Genomic DNA, 15423 nt, shown 5'->3' with positions numbered 1-15423 from the left:
CGAGAAGCTGCTGGGCGCCGATCTCGCCGCGGCCACCCTCGCGTGGCGCACCCGGGCGGCGCGCGCCCTCCAGGAGGCCGCCGTCGCGGCGGTACGGGCGGCCGCGCCGCCGGGGTTCCGCGTCCTGCTGCACGCCGACCCCGCCCCGTACCGCACGGGCGCCAACGTGGGCGTGGACCCGGCGCACGTGCTGGGCGTGGCCGACGGGGTCGTCCTGCCCTGCACGGGCGGCGGCGCCGGCGCGGTGCTCCCGCCGTTCGTGCCGCACGCCGGGCCGGACACCGTCCTGGCGGCCAACTTCACGGTCGTGAGCGGCATGGGCGGCGCCCCGGAACGGCTCGCCGCCGACGCCACCGAGGTCGCCGCGCTCGGCGCCACCGAACTGCGCCTTTACCACGCGGGTTTGGCCTCCGGGCCCGATCTGGAGGCGGTCGCCGCCGCACTTCGCAGACTGGTCTGACCGTACGTCATCTCATCGGCGCCGCCCGGTTTTCCGGGCGGCGCTGTTCGTGTGCTCGAACACGGGCACGGCCTGTCGGGCGAGTTTTGTCAGAAGCGTTGACGAATCCCCGGACCCGACCCTACGTTCGTCGCCGTCGTACTTCGTACGTCATATATGAGACGCGATACGCGAGATATGAGAGCCGCCCGCATGGCCTTCGCCGCCCCCGCCCCCATCCCCTCCCGCACCCAGTACGTGCTGGAGGCGATCAAGCACGCCATCCTCACCGGGCTGCTGCCGCCCGGCAGAGCGCTGGTGGAGGCCGAACTGGCCGCGCAGTACGGGGTGTCGAAGACGCCCGTACGGGAGGCGCTGAAGACCCTCGCGGGGACCGGGCTCGTCGTGATGAGCCAGTACAAGGGCGCCACCGTCCGCACCGTCGACGCCGCCATGGCCCGCGAGGTGTACGACGTACGGCTGCTCCTCGAACCAGAGGCGCTGCGCCGCACCATCGCCCGCCGCGCGTCCCTGGACGCCGCGGGCGAGGCGCTCGTCCAGGCCGACGGCGCCGCCGACCAGGCCGAACGGTCCCTCGCCAACCGGGAGTTCCACCGCGCCCTCTACCTGCCGTGCGGCAACCCGCTGCTCGCCCGGATGCTCGACGAGGTCCGCGACCAGGCCGCGCTGGTGTCGACGGTCGCGTGGAGCGCCGAGCCGTCCTGGGGACGCGAGGCCGACGAGCACCGGGAGATCCTCCGGCTCGCCCTGGAGGGCGACGCCGACGGGGCCGTCCGGGCGCTGCACGACCACATCGCCGGATTCGTGCGGCGCGCCTTCCCGGAGGCGCCCGAGAGCGACACCACCGCCGAAATGCCGTGAACCGCGGCACCCGTTGAACCGTGACTGTCAGAGAAAGGCCGGTACGCATGGACCACTCAACGCTGAGGGCGGCGCTCGCAGACGTCGTCGCGATCCCCGTGACCCCGTTCGACGCCGACGGCGGTGTCGACAGGGACACGTATCGCGCCCTGCTGCGCAGGCTGCTCGACAGCGGGGTACGGGCCGTGACGCCCAACGGCAACACCGGCGAGTTCTACACCCTCACGCCCGACGAGCGCCGCCTGGTCACCGAGCTGACCGTCGAGGAGACCGGCGACCGCGCCGCCGTCGTCGTCGGCGTCGGCCACGACGTGCCGACCGCCACGGCCGCCGCCCGGCACGCCCGGGACGCCGGGGCCGGCATGGTGATGGTCCACCAGCCCGTCCACCCGTACGTCTCGCGTGACGGCTGGATCGACTACCACCGCGAGATCGCGGACGCCGTCCCCGAGCTGGGCGTCGTCCCGTACATCCGCAACCCGCTGCTCGACGGGGCGACCATCGCGCGGCTCGGGGAGCTGTGCCCGAACGTCATCGGCGTCAAGTACGCGGTGCCGGACGCCGCCCGGTTCGCGGCCGTGGCGCGGGACGCGGGGCTCGACCGGTTCGTGTGGGTCGCCGGGCTCGCCGAGCTGTACGCCCCCTCGTACTGGGCGATGGGCGCGACCGGCTTCACGTCCGGCCTGGTCAACGTCTCGCCCGCGGTGTCCCTGGGCATGCTGCGGGCGCTGCGCGACGGCGACTACCCGGCCGCCCTCGCGGTGTGGGAGCGGATCCGCCGCTTCGAGGACCTGCGCGCCGCCGACCAGGCCGCCAACAACGTCACCGTCGTCAAGGAGGCGCTGGCCGCACTCGGCCTGTGCCGCCGCGACGTCCGCCCGCCCAGCCGGCTGCTGCCGGAGCCGAGCCGCGCCGAGATCGCCGAGATGGTCAAGGAATGGGACATATGAGCACGGGCCAGGAGCAGAACCGGGACGAGGCGCCGCGGGAGGGCCGGCCGCTGCGCAGCCACCAGTGGTACGGAAGCGAACTCACCTCCGGCCTCCGCCAGTTCAGCCACCGCGCCCGCACCCGCCAGCTCGGCTACCTGCCCGAGGAGCACCTCGGCAAGCCGGTCGTCGCCATCCTCAACACCTGGTCGGACATCAACCCCTGCCACGTCCATCTGCGCGACCGCGCGCAGGCCGTGAAGCGGGGCGTGTGGCAGGCCGGGGGCTTCCCGCTCGAATTCCCGGTCTCCACGCTGTCGGAGACGTTCCAGAAGCCGACCCCGATGCTCTACCGCAACATGCTGGCGATGGAGACCGAGGAGCTGCTGCGCTCCTACCCGGTGGACGGCGCCGTGCTGATGGGCGGCTGCGACAAGTCGACGCCCGCGCTGCTGATGGGCGCCGCGTCCGTCGACCTGCCCACCGTGTTCGTGCCGGCCGGACCGATGCTGCCGGGCCACTGGCGCAACGAGGTGCTCGGCTCCGGCACGGACATGTGGAAGTACTGGGACGACAAGCGCGCCGGGCTCATCGGCGACTGCGAGATGGCCGAACTGGAGAGCGGGCTCGCCCGGTCGCCCGGCCACTGCATGACCATGGGCACCGCCTCCACGCTGACCGCCGCCGCCGAAGCCCTCGGCGTCACCGTGCCGGGCGCGTCCTCGATCCCGGCCGTCGACTCCGGGCACGACCGGATGGCCGCCGCCGCCGGTCTGCGGATCGTGGAGCTGGTACGGCAGGACCTGAGGCTGTCGCGGATCCTCACGCGCGAGGCGTACGAGGACGCCGTCACGACCGTCCTCGCTCTCGGCGGCTCCACCAACGCCGTCATCCATCTGACCGCCATGGCCGGGCGCTCCGGGGTCGAGCTCACGCTCGACGACTGGGACCGGATCGCGCGCCGCGTTCCGGTGCTGGCGAACCTGCGGCCCGGTGGGCAGTACCTGATGGAGGACTTCCACTTCGCCGGCGGACTGCCCGGCCTCCTCGCCCGTATCCCGGACCTGCTCCACCTGGACCGGCCGACCGTCGCCCACACCACCCTGCGCGAGCAGCTCGACGGCGCCCTCGTCCACAACGACGAGGTGATCCGGCCCCGCGAGAAGCCCCTGGCGGGGGAGGGCGGGCTCGCCGTGCTGCGCGGCAACCTGTGCCCGGACGGCGCCGTCGTCAAGCACGTCGCCGCCGAGCCGCACCTGCGCAGGCACACCGGGCCCGCCGTCGTCTTCGACGACTACCGCACCATGCAGCGCACCATCGACGACCCGGACCTCGGCATCACGGCCGACCACGTCCTGGTGCTGCGCAACGCCGGGCCCAAGGGCGGCCCCGGCATGCCGGAGTACGGGATGCTGCCCATCCCGGACCACCTGCTGAAGCAGGGCGTCCGCGACATGGTCCGGATCTCCGACGCCCGGATGAGCGGCACCAGTTACGGCATGTGCGTGCTGCACGTCGCCCCCGAGTCGTACGTGGGCGGGCCGCTCGCGCTGGTGCGGACCGGGGACCTGATCACGCTGGACGTCGCAGCGCGCTCCCTGCACCTGCACGTCGCCGACGAGGAGCTGGCCGAGCGCCGCGCCGCGTGGACGCCGCCGCCGAATCCGTACGAACGCGGCTACGGCGCGCTGTACCACGAACAGATCACCCAGGCCGACACCGGGTGCGACTTCGAGTTCCTCGCCCGCCCCGGCTCCGTACCGGAGCCGTACGCGAGCTGAGCCCCGCCTCCTCGCCCACGTGAGGCCCCGGATCCGCTTGTTCGGGATGTCGAATGGAATCCGGAAAGCGCTTCATGCACGCACGAACGCACGCACGATGAACGGAGACATGTCATGGCCCAAGCCGCAGCCGTGGCGAAACAACCCCGGGCCGGTCGGCGCCGCACGGGAGCCGACCCACGTCGTCTGCCGTACCTGCTGATCGCGCCCGCCGGTCTGCTGATGCTCGGCTTCATCGCCTACCCCGTGCTGAGCGTCTTCTACTACAGCCTCCAGCACTACAACGTCACCAAGCCGTGGAAGAACGGCTACGCGGGCCTCGACAACTTCACCCGCATCTTCACCGAGGACCCGCTGTTCTGGTCCACGCTCGGCTTCAGCGCCAAGTGGGTCGTCGTCGAAGTCACCCTCCAGCTCGCCTTCGGCCTCGTCCTCGCGCTGATCGTCAACCAGACCTTCGTCGGCCGCGCCATGGCCCGCGCCCTGGTGTTCTCGCCGTGGGCCGTCTCCGGCGTGCTCACGACGACCATCTGGATGCTGCTGTACAACCCGTCCACCGGCATGAGCCGCTACCTCGCGGACATCGGCATCGGCACGTACGGCACCTCGGTGCTCTCCGACACCGGCACCGTCTTCTGGGCCGCCGTCGTCGCCGAACTCTGGCGCGGCGTCCCCTTCTTCGCCATCCTCATCCTCGCCGACCTCCAGTCCATACCGAAGGACCTGTACGAGGCGGCGTCGGTCGACGGGGCCGGCCGGATGCGGCAGTTCTTCCACATCACGCTGCCGCACCTCAAGGACGCCATCATCCTCTCCACGCTGCTGCGCGCCGTGTGGGAGTTCAACAACGTCGACCTGCTCTACACCCTCACCGGCGGCGGCCCGGCCGGTGTCACCACCACCCTGCCGCTCATGATCGCGAACACCGGCATCGAGGGCCACGACTTCGGTTACGCCTCCGCGCTGACCACCGTCGCGTTCGTGATCCTCCTCTTCTGCTCCATCCTCTACCTGCGCCTGAGCAAGTTCGGAGGCGACCGCTCATGACCGCCGCACTCGCGGAGCAGGGCACCCGTGGCAGCGACACGCGCGTGCCCGCCCGGAACACCCCGGCGCCCCCGGCGTCGCCGCGCCGCCCACGGCGCGGGGAGCGCGCCTTCGACGACGTGCCGCGCTGGCAGATCTACCTGCCGCTCGCGCTCTATCTGCTCTTCACGCTCGTCCCGTTCTACTGGATGCTGCTGTTCGCGGTACGCCCCGCCGGGTCCACGTCGCTGCTGCCCTGGCCGATGACGTTCGAGCACTTCGACAAGGTCTGGAACGAGCGCAGCTTCGGGGTGTTCTTCCAGAACAGCATGCTCGTCGGCCTGGCCACGCTGGTCACCACGACGCTCGTGGCGCTGGCCGGCGGCTACGCGCTCGCCCGCTTCGACTTCCGTATCAAGACCGGTTTCATGCTGGCGCTGCTGTGCTCCCAGTTCATCCCGGGCGCGCTGATGCTGGTGCCGCTGTTCGAGATCTTCCGCAACCTCCAGATGATCAACTCGCTCGGCAGTGTCATCATCGCCGAGACCGTCTTCCAACTGCCCCTGTCGATCATCCTGATCAGCGGCTTCATCAAGAACGTGCCGGTGTCCCTGGAGGAGGCCGCCTGGGTCGACGGCTGCTCGCGCTTCCGTGCCTTCAGCGCGGTCGTGCTGCCGCTGCTGCGCCCCGGGCTCATCGCCGTCGGCTCCTTCGCCTTCGTGCACAGCTGGAACCACTTCCTGTTCGCCCTGATGTTCCTCAGCGAACAGGACAAGCAGACGATCCCCGTCGGCCTCAACACCCTCATCGGCGCCGACAGCGTCGACCTGGGCGCCCTCGCGGCGGGCGGTGTCATCGCCGCCGTCCCCGTCGTGATCGTCTTCGCGTTCATCCAGAAGTGGCTCATCACCGGCTTCAGCGCCGGCGCGGTGAAGGGCTGACACCACGATGAGCGACACCCGTATCCCCGACACCCGTATCCCCGACACCCGCATCCCCCCGGCCCTGCCGGTGCCCGTCGTCCTCGCGGGCGCCCGCGGGCACGGCCGCTGGCACCTGCACAACATCCGCCGCCTCGCCGACGCCGGGCTCGTCCGTCTCGCCGGCATCTGCGAACTGCGGCCACTCGACGCCGACGAGCTCGACGGGTTCGGGCGGGCCGACGGCGGCCTTCCGCCCGCCCAGTCCGCCGACTTCGGGGCGCTGCTCGACACCACCGGCGCCCGGATCGCCGTGGTCTGCACCCCCATCGACACGCACACCGGCCTCGCCCTCACCGCGGCCCGGCGCGGCGTCCACCTCCTCCTGGAGAAGCCGCCCGCGCCGTCGGAGGCCGCGTTCCGGCGGATGGCGGACGGGGTACGGGACGCGGGCGTGGCCTGCCAGATCGGGTTCCAGTCGCTCGGGTCGCAGGCCCTGCCCGCGATCGCCGCGCTCATCGAGGGCGGCGCCATCGGCGACGTCACCGGTATCGGCGCCGCCGGCGCCTGGGCCCGCGACGAGGCGTACTTCCGCCGCTCCCCGTGGGCGGGCAAGCGCCGCATGGGCGACACCGACGTCGTCGACGGCGTCCTCACCAACCCGCTCGCCCACGCCGTCGCCACGGCCCTCGCCCTCGACGGCAGCCCGCACGCCGAGGACGTCACCGGCATCGAACTGGAGCTGGCCCGCGCCAACGACATCGAGGCCGACGACACCTCCTGCGTCCGGATCACCACCGCACGCGGCACCCGCGTCACCGCCGCCGTGACCCTGTGCGCCGAACACCCCGGCGAGCCGTACGTCATGGTCCACGGCCGGCACGGCCGCATCACCCTCTGGTACAAGCAGGACCGCGTCCTGGTGCAGCGGGCGGGACACGGCCCCGTCGAGCACACCTACGGCCGCACCGACCTCCTGGAGAACCTCGTCCGCCACCTCACGCGCGGCGACGCGCTCCTCGTACCGCCGCACCGCACCGGCGCGTTCATGCGCGTCGTCGAAGCCGTCCGCACCGCCCCGGACCCGCACCCCCTGCCCGCCGACCGGTGGTACGCGGACGAGGCCGCCGGGCGCCGGATCGTGAAGGGCGTCGACGCGCTCGTCCACGCGAGCGCCGACACCCTCTCCCTCTTCTCCGAGCTGGAGGCGAACGTCCCATGACGCACCCTCTCGTGCTGCGCTGCGGGGGCCGCCCCGTCGGCCGCTACCTGGCCGGCGCCGACCTGCCCGCACGGCTCTCCCCCCGCCCGTACCTCCACCCCGTCACCACCCTCCACGGCACCCCCGTCACCGAGGAACGCCCCGCCGACCACCTCCACCACCTGGGCGTCTCCGTCGCCGTGCCCGACGTCGACGGGCGCAACTTCTGGGGCGGCCGCACCTTCGTACGCGACCAGGGGCCGACCGAGCTCGACAACCACGGCGAACAGCGCCACGACGGCTGGAAGCTGCGCGACCCCGACGGCTTCGTGGAAGACCTGACCTGGACCTCCGGCGGTACGGACGTGCTGCGTGAACGCCGCACGGTCGCCGCCACCGGGCTCACCGCCGACGCCTGGGCCCTCGACTTCACCTTCTCGCTCACCAACCCCGGCGACCGCGACCTGTCCATCGGCTCCCCGGCCACCAACGGCCGCCCCGGCGCCGGTTACGGAGGCTTCTTCTGGCGCGCCCCCAAGGCGCCGGCGCCGCCGGACGTCTTCACGGCCGGCCACGACGGCGAGCCGGCCGTCCACGGGCGGACCGCCGACTGGCTGGCGCTCCGCGGACCCGACTGGACGCTGGTCTTCGCCGGCGCCACCGACGACACCCGCGAGGACCCCTGGTTCGTACGGACCGACGAGTACCCGGGCGTCGGCTCCTCGCTCGCCTGGGACGCCCGCCTCCCCGTCCCGGCCGGCGGAACCGTCGTACGCCGGGTGGTCACCGTCGTCGCGGACGGCCGCCTCGACCGGGCGGGCGCCGCCGCCCTCGTACGAAAGGCCCTGTCATGACCCCTGTATGGCGGGCCGACCTCGGCGACGGCACCTACCGCAACCCGGTGCTCAACGCCGACTGGTCCGACCCGGACGTGGTCGCCGTCGGCGAGGACTTCTACCTCACCGCGTCCAGCTTCGGCCGCGCCCCCGGGCTGCCCCTGCTGCACTCCCGCGACCTCGTCAACTGGTCGCTCGTCGGCCACGCCCTCGACCGGCTCGCGCCCGCGGCGGACTTCGCCGCGCCCCGCCACGACAGGGGCGTGTGGGCGCCCAGCCTGCGGCACGCCGACGGACGGTTCTGGATCTTCTGGGGCGACCCCGACCACGGCGTCTACCAGATCAACGCCGAGGACGTGCGCGGCCCGTGGAGCGAGCCGCACCTGCTGAAGTCCGGCAAGGGACTCATCGACCCCTGCCCGCTGTGGGACGACGAGACCGGCGAGGCGTATCTCGTGCACGCCTGGGCCAAGTCCAGGTCCGGCGTGAAGAACCGGCTCACCGGGCACCGGATGAGCCGCGACGGCCGCACCCTCCTCGACGACGGAAAGATCGTCGTCGACGCCGACCGCATCCCGGGCTGGTTCACCCTCGAAGGACCCAAGCTGTACCGGCACGACGGCTGGTTCTGGATCCTCGCCCCGGCCGGGAGCGTGGAGACCGGCTGGCAGGGCGCGTTCCGCGCGCGCGACTTCTTCGGCCCGTACGAGGAACGCGTCGTGCTCGCCCAGGGCCGTACCGAGGTCAACGGCCCCCACCAGGGCGGCTGGGTGCGGACGGCGGCCGGCGAGGACTGGTTCCTGCACTTCCAGGCGCGCGGCCCGTACGGCAGGGTCGTCCACCTCCAGCCCATGGCGTGGGGCGCGGACGGCTGGCCCGTCATGGGCGACGCGGGCGAGCCCGTGCTCCGGCACCGCAAGCCCGCCGCGCCGCCGCAGCCCGTGGAGGCGCCCGCCACGGACGACGCGTTCCCGGGCGGCCGATTCGGGCGGCAGTGGAGCTGGACGGCCAACCCCCGGGCGGGGTGGACCGTCGAGCACGCCGGCGACGGGCTGCGCATGGCGTGCGTCCGCACCGGGGACGCCCACGACCTGCGGCTGCTGCCGCACGTGCTGACGCAGCGGCTGCCCGCCGAGACGTTCACCGCCGAGGTGGTGCTGGACCTGGCCGGCTCCGAGCCGGGCGCCCGGGCCGGGCTCGCCGTGCTGGGCGACGCCTACGCCTGGCTCGGCCTGGAACGGGGCGCCGACGGCACGGTGCGCGTCGCGCACCGGTTCGCCGAGCACGTGACCGAGGGGGAGCGGGACGCCGCGCACCCGGGGCCTGCGGTCCCGGAGGGGGGTTCCGTACGGCTGCGGGTCGAGGTGTCGGCGGGCGCCCGGTGCCGCTTCTCGTACGACACGGGGGACGGGTGGCGGCCGTCGGGCCAGGTCTTCGCCGCCACCCCCTGGCGCTGGGTCGGCGCCCTGCTCGGCCTGTTCGCCGCCGCGCCCGAAGGCCCGGGCACGGCCGGGACGGTCACGTTCACCGACTTCCGCATCACGCCGTGACGCCGTGACGACGTAACGACGTAACACACCCTTTCCGTAACGCCTGTTGGGAGCCGCACCGATGCACCTCCGTAGCAAGCGCTTGTCGCCCGGGCCGGGCAGAGCTCTGGCCACCGTCACCGCCCTGACCGCCGCGCTCGGCCTGGGCGTGGTCGCCCCCGCCGAGGCAGCCCCAGCCGGGGCCGCGCCCGCCGAGGCCGGGGCCGCGCCCGCGCCGCACGCCCCCGCCGACCGGCATCACCGGGCCGACACACCGCACGGCTTCGCCTCCCTCGCCGGTGGCACGACCGGCGGCCGGGGAGGCAAGGTCGTCACCGTACGGACCCACGCCGAGCTGGCCCGGTACGCCGGGGCCGCCGAGCCGTACGTCATCAGGGTCGCGGGCACCATCGAGGTCGCGCCCTTCGGCGCCGAGATCGTCGTGGCATCGGACAAGACCCTCATCGGCGTCGGCACCAGCGGCGAGATCGTCCACGGCGAACTGAACCTGAAGCCCGGCACCCGCAACGTCATCATCCGCAACCTCACCGTCCGCGACTCCTACGTCGAGGGCGACTGGGACGGCAAGACCAACGACTTCGACGGCATCCAGATGGACTCCGTCTCGCACGTCTGGATCGACCACAACCGCTTCAGCCGCCTCGGCGACGGCATGCTCGACATCCGCAAGGACAGCCGGTACGTCACCGTCTCCCACAACCGGTTCGAGGACCACAACAAGGCCGTCGGGATCGGCTGGACGGACAACGTCCTCACCCAGATCACCATGGACCACAACTGGTTCAAGGGCACCAAGCAGCGCAACCCGTCCGCCGACAACTGCGCCTACGCGCACCTCTACAACAACTACTTCTCGGGTCAGGTCGACGACGGCGACCCCGTCTGGACGTACGGCAGTTGGGCGCGCGGCCGCACCCGCATGGTCATCGAGAACAGCTACTACGACGGGGTCCAGCACCCCTACCAGGCCGACGCCACCGCCGAACTCGTGCAGCGCGGCTCGATCCTGAGGAACACGACGGGCCGGCACGAGACGTGGGGCAGCGCCTTCGAGCCACGGGACCACTACGCGTACCGGCTCGACCCCGCGGCCGCCGTCCCCGCCCTCGTCACCCGCTTCTCCGGGCCCCAGAAGACCCTCGGCACGCACACCGTCCTCGACGTCCCCGCCGCCTACCCGACCGTGCAGTCCGCCGTCGACGCCGTGCCCGCCGGCAACGACGGGCGGATCACGCTGCGCATCGCACCCGGGACGTACCGTGAGAAAGTCCGCATTCCCGCCAACAAGCCGAAAATCTCGCTTCAGGGGACTGGACAGAACCGGTCGGACACCGTGATCGTGTACGACACCCCGGCCGAGTACGGAGGATCCACCGGCAGCGCCACCGTCCTGATCGCCGCCTCCGACGTCTCCGCCCGCAACCTCACCTTCGTCAACGACTTCGACGAGGCGGCGGTGGAGCTCAGGGGGGAGCAGGCCCTGGCGATGAAGACGACCGGTGACCGGATCGTCTTCGAGAACACGGCCTTCAAGGGCAACCAGGACACCCTGATGACCGACAGCCCCAAGCTGAACGTCGTCTCCCGGGTCTACATCCGCGACTCGTACATCGAGGGCGATGTCGACTTCATCTACGGGCGGGCCACCACCGTCATCGAGGACTCCCTCATCAAGGCGCTGAGCCGCGGATCGGCCACCAACAACGGCTACATCACCGCGGCCAGCACCTGGAAGGACAACCCGTACGGCTTCCTGATCACCCGGTCCCGGATCGTCAGCGACGCCCCGGCGGGCTCCTTCCACCTGGGCCGGCCCTGGCACCCGGGCGGCAACCCCGACGCCATCGGCCAGGTCCTGATCCGCGACACGGAGCTGCCGGCCGCGATCAAGGCGGCGCCGTGGACCGACATGAGCGGCTTCTCGTGGCGGGACGCACGCTTCGCCGAGTACCGCACGTACGGCCCGGGCGCGGCCGCCGGCCCGGACCGGCCGCTGATGACGGACGCCGAGGCGGCGGCCCACGAGGTCGCCGACTACCTCGCAGGCAAGGACGGCTGGGCACCGCACCGCCGCTGACCGCCGCGGCTCCGCCGAACCGCGTACCTCAGCAGAACCCCGCGTACCCCCCACGCGCACGCCCTCGCACGACCCGCACTCAGAGAAAAGAGCCGACCATGACCATCTCCAGGAGCCGCAGAGGTCTCAGAGCACGCACGGCATCCGCCGTCGCCCTGACCGCCACACTCGCCCTCACCGCCACCGCCTGCGGCTACGCCGGCACCGGCGGCAGCGGCGCCGAGGGCTCGGGCACGGGCACGATCACCTTCTGGGACAACAACGGAGGCGTGCGGACCGCCGTCTGGCAGGAGATCATCAAGGACTTCGAGGCCAAGAACCCCGACATCAAGGTCAAGTACGTCCCGATCCCCAGCGAGGACGTCCAGTCGAAGTACGACACGGCCATCGCCGGCGGCGGCCTGCCGGACGTCGGCGGCGTCGGCGCCGCCTACCTGGCCAACATGGTCGCCCAGAACGCCCTCGACCCGGTCGGCGACCGCATCAAGGACTCGTCCCTCGACGGCAAGCTCGTCGCCGGCATGGTCGACTCCGTCAAGTCGGCCGGCGGCCGCGGCGAGGAGATGTACTCCGTTCCGACCTCCGCCAGCAACGGCGTCCTCTACTACCGCACCGACCTGTTCAAGTCCGCGGGCCTCGCCGCCCCGACCAGCTGGGACGCGTTCTACACCGCGGCGGAGAAGCTCACCGACGTCAAGAACAACAAGTTCGGCTACACCATCCGCGGCGGCTCCGGCTCCATCGCCCAGGCCCTGGACGCGATGTACGGGCAGTCCGGCATCACCGAGTTCTGGAACGCCGACAGGACCAAGTCCACCGTCAACGACCCGAAGAACGTCGCGGCGCTGGAGAAGTACGTCGGCCTGTTCAAGAGGACGACGCCCGAGGCCGACGTCAACAACGACTTCAAGAAGATGAACGCCCAGTTCGACTCGGGCTCCATCGGCATGATGAACCACAACCTGGGCTCGTACACGGACCATGTGAAGGCCCTCGGCAAGGACAAGTTCGCGGGCATCCCGAACCCGGTGGGGCCCGGCGGCGTCCGCGTCCAGGTCTCCAACCCGGTCGACGGCCTCGGTCTGTTCCGTACGAGCGAGAACAAGGCCGCGGCGTGGAAGTTCATCGAGTTCGCCGTGTCCCACGAGTCCAACAGCAAGTGGAACCAGTCGGCCGGCGCCATCCCCGCCAACACGGAGGCGGCGAACGACCCGTGGCTGAACGAGGCCGAGGCCACCAAGCTCGGCGCCCAGGCGCTCAACGACGGCTCCACCAAGATCGTGCAGCTGCCGTACTACCTGCCCGACTGGAACAAGATCAGCAAGTCGGAGAACGAGCCCAACTTCCAGAAGGTGCTGCTGGGCTCGATGAGCGCCAAGGACTTCCTCGACACGCTGGCGAAGCAGCTCGACGAGGCCCAGGCGGAGTGGAACGAGCAGCAGAAGAAGAGCTGACCGGCCACCCCCGCCCTCCCCTGAACCGGCCGGCGGCGGTCCGGGTCGCGCCCCGCCGCCGGCCGTACCCCTCCCCGCACCCCCCTCCCCGTACCACGACTGAGAGTGAGGCACGACGACGTGACGCTGAGCCGCAGACAGACCCTGGTGGCGCTGGGCGCCGCCCTTCCCCTGACGGCCGTCGCCGGAGGCACGGCATCCGCCACTCCCCGAAGGACCCGCACCCTGTACATCGCCGGTGACTCGACCGCCGCCCAGAAGTACGCGAACGCCGCCCCGGAGACGGGCTGGGGCATGGCCCTCCCGTTCTTCCTCACCCCGTACCAGCAGGTCTCCAACCACGCGGTGAACGGGCGCAGTTCGAAGAGCTTCATCGACGAGGGCCGCCTGGTCCCGATCCTGGAGGAGATCCGCCCCGGTGACCTCCTGCTGATCCAGTTCGGCCACAACGACCAGAAGTCCGCCGACCCCTCCCGCTACACCGAGCCGTGGAGCACGTACCAGGAGCACCTGCTCCAGTACGTGACCGGGGCGCGGGCCCGGGGCGCGCGTCCCGTGCTGCTCACCTCCGTGGAGCGGCGCAGGTTCGACTCGGCCGGCAACGCCCGCACCTCCCACGGCGAGTACCCGGCCGCGATGCGGGCCCTGGCCGACCGCGAGGGCGTGCCGCTGGTCGACGTCCAGGCCGCGTCGCTCGCCGAGTGGCAGCGGCTGGGCCCGGAGCCGTCCAAGGAGTACTTCAACTGGCTGGAGCCGGGAGAGTCCCCCAACTACCCGGACGGCCGCCAGGACAACACCCACTTCCGCCCGCGCGGCGCCGTCGAGGTGGCCCGCATGGTGGCCGGCGGCTTGCTGGAGGCGGGGGTGCTGCGCGCGGGGGACGTCCGCCGGCTGGAGGACGAGATCCCGACGCGATGGATCACCTGGCCGCAGCAGTAGCCGCAGCGCGCGGCCTCAGCACGTCCCCTCTGCTCCCGCCCCCAGCCCCCTTTTTTCCTCCCCTCAGGAGCCGCAATGCGCAACAGAAAGTGTCATGCCTCTGTCATGGCTGTCTCGTTGGCCGGCTGCACCGCGCTGGTGCTGAGCCTCACCGCTCCCGCCGTGGCCGCCGAGTCCGGCGGCGGCCGTGACCTCGCCCGCCAGACGCTCGCCGCCGGCGACGGCTGGGCCTCCGCCGACGGCGGTACGACGGGCGGCGCGGCCGCCGACGCCGAGCACGTCCACACCGTACGCACCTGGTCGGAGTTCCGGTCGGCGCTCGCCGCCGGGGGCGACGCCCCGAAGATCATCCGCGTGGTCGGCACCCTCAACGCCACCGAGGGCGGCTGCGAGTCCTTCGAAGCACCCGGCTACGACTTCGACCAGTACCTCGCCGACTACGACCCGGCCGTGTGGGGCTACGAGAACAAGGTCAGCGGCCCCCAGGAGGATCTGCGCGCCGCGTCCGCGAAGAACCAGGGCAAGGGCATCAAGGCGTTCGTCCCGTCCAACACGACCATCGTCGGCGTCGGCCGGAACGCCGGCATCACCGGTGCCAGCCTCCAGATCAAGGGCGTCGACAACGTCATCGTCCGCAACCTCACGATCGAGAGCCCCCTCGACTGCTTCCCGCAGTGGGACCCGACCGACGGGGCCACCGGCGCCTGGAACTCCGAGTACGACGCGATGGTGGTGTACGGCTCCACCCATGTGTGGGTCGACCACAACACGTTCACCGACGGCCGCTACCCGGACAGCTCGCTGCCGCGCTACTACGGCGAGATCTACCAGCAGCACGACGGCGAGCTGGACATCGTGCGGGGCGCGGACCTGGTCACGGCGTCCTGGAACGTGTTCGCCGACCACGACAAGACCCTGATGATCGGCAACAGCGACAGCGCGGGCGCCACGGACCGCGGCAAGCTGCGCGTCACGCTGCACCACAACCTCTTCAAGGACATCGTGGAGCGCGCGCCGCGGGTCCGGTTCGGCAAGGTCGACACGTACAACAACCACTACGTGGTGCCGGAGAACGGCTACGTGTACAGCTGGGGCATCGGCTTCGAGTCGCGGCTGGTGGCCGAGAAGAACTCGTTCGCGCTGCCCGCCGGCGTCAACGCGGGGCTGATCCTGAAGAAGTGGAAGGACGCCCCGGTCACGGTGGCCGACAACTACGTCAACGGCCGCGCGGTGGACGTCCTGGCGGTGCACAACGCGGAGGTGCCGGGGGAGGTGCTCCAGCCCGACGCGGGCTGGACGCCGACGCTTCGGCTGCGCGTCGACGACCCGCGTGCCCTCCCGGGCCTCCTGACCCACCGCGCGGGCGCGGGCCGCGTCCGCTAGCCCGCG

At 71.7% G+C, this 15423-nt stretch carries 12 protein-coding genes and 1 pseudogene; all 13 read left to right on the top strand.

The genetic code is table 11. The features are described 5' to 3' along the window. Positions 1 to 460, top strand: a pseudogene (locus tag HTZ82_RS08615) (hypothetical protein); the annotation flags it as partial. Between the two features lie 192 nt (positions 461 to 652). Continuing rightward, the gene (locus tag HTZ82_RS08610; protein WP_175408708.1) at positions 653 to 1321 is read left to right on the top strand and encodes a GntR family transcriptional regulator; all 669 of its coding nucleotides are present in this window, start codon (positions 653 to 655) and stop codon (positions 1319 to 1321) included. A 47-nt stretch (positions 1322 to 1368) separates the two neighbouring features. Further along, positions 1369 to 2271 (top strand): dihydrodipicolinate synthase family protein, encoded by a 903-nt coding sequence (locus HTZ82_RS08605; protein ID WP_175408707.1) that lies wholly within the window; start codon positions 1369 to 1371, stop codon positions 2269 to 2271. After that, positions 2268 to 4031: an L-arabinonate dehydratase gene (gene araD / locus HTZ82_RS08600; protein WP_217623818.1), complete on the top strand. Its 1764-nt coding sequence runs from the start codon at positions 2268 to 2270 to the stop codon at positions 4029 to 4031. Before HTZ82_RS08605 ends, araD begins: the two co-directional genes overlap by 4 nt. A gap of 114 nt (positions 4032 to 4145) precedes the next feature. After that, the gene (locus tag HTZ82_RS08595) at positions 4146 to 5078 is read left to right on the top strand and encodes a carbohydrate ABC transporter permease (protein WP_175408705.1); all 933 of its coding nucleotides are present in this window, start codon (positions 4146 to 4148) and stop codon (positions 5076 to 5078) included. After that, complete coding sequence (locus HTZ82_RS08590; RefSeq protein ID WP_175408704.1) at positions 5075 to 5998, top strand: carbohydrate ABC transporter permease; 924 nt, start codon at positions 5075 to 5077, stop codon at positions 5996 to 5998. Before HTZ82_RS08595 ends, HTZ82_RS08590 begins: the two co-directional genes overlap by 4 nt. Positions 5999 to 6005: 7 nt before the next feature. Next, positions 6006 to 7199 (top strand): Gfo/Idh/MocA family protein, encoded by a 1194-nt coding sequence (locus HTZ82_RS08585; protein WP_175408703.1) that lies wholly within the window; start codon positions 6006 to 6008, stop codon positions 7197 to 7199. Beyond that, on the top strand, positions 7196 to 8032 hold the full coding sequence (locus tag HTZ82_RS08580) for a PmoA family protein (protein WP_175408702.1): 837 nt from the start codon (positions 7196 to 7198) through the stop codon (positions 8030 to 8032). The genes HTZ82_RS08585 and HTZ82_RS08580 overlap by 4 nt, the downstream gene beginning before the upstream one ends. Further along, positions 8029 to 9564 carry a glycoside hydrolase 43 family protein gene (locus HTZ82_RS08575; RefSeq protein ID WP_175408701.1) on the top strand — a complete coding sequence of 512 codons (1536 nt, stop codon included), beginning with the start codon at positions 8029 to 8031 and terminating at the stop codon, positions 9562 to 9564. Before HTZ82_RS08580 ends, HTZ82_RS08575 begins: the two co-directional genes overlap by 4 nt. A gap of 61 nt (positions 9565 to 9625) precedes the next feature. Continuing rightward, complete coding sequence (locus HTZ82_RS08570; RefSeq protein ID WP_175408700.1) at positions 9626 to 11641, top strand: pectinesterase family protein; 2016 nt, start codon at positions 9626 to 9628, stop codon at positions 11639 to 11641. Positions 11642 to 11739: 98 nt separating this feature from the next. Then, a complete protein-coding gene (locus HTZ82_RS08565; RefSeq protein ID WP_175408699.1) occupies positions 11740 to 13095 on the top strand; it encodes a sugar ABC transporter substrate-binding protein in 1356 nt (451 codons plus the stop codon). A 120-nt stretch (positions 13096 to 13215) separates the two neighbouring features. Beyond that, entirely contained in the window at positions 13216 to 14034 is an 819-nt protein-coding gene (locus HTZ82_RS08560; protein WP_175408709.1) for a rhamnogalacturonan acetylesterase, read from the top strand. A gap of 75 nt (positions 14035 to 14109) precedes the next feature. Further along, a complete protein-coding gene (locus HTZ82_RS08555; protein WP_175408698.1) occupies positions 14110 to 15417 on the top strand; it encodes a polysaccharide lyase family 1 protein in 1308 nt (435 codons plus the stop codon). Positions 15418 to 15423: the final 6 nt, after the last annotated feature.

The sequence above is a fragment of the Streptomyces sp. TRM64462 genome (assembly GCF_013362995.1).
GTDB lineage: Bacteria > Actinomycetota > Actinomycetes > Streptomycetales > Streptomycetaceae > Streptomyces.
Note: the sequence above shows the minus strand (reverse complement) of the source record. Positions and strands in the feature narration are given on the sequence as shown.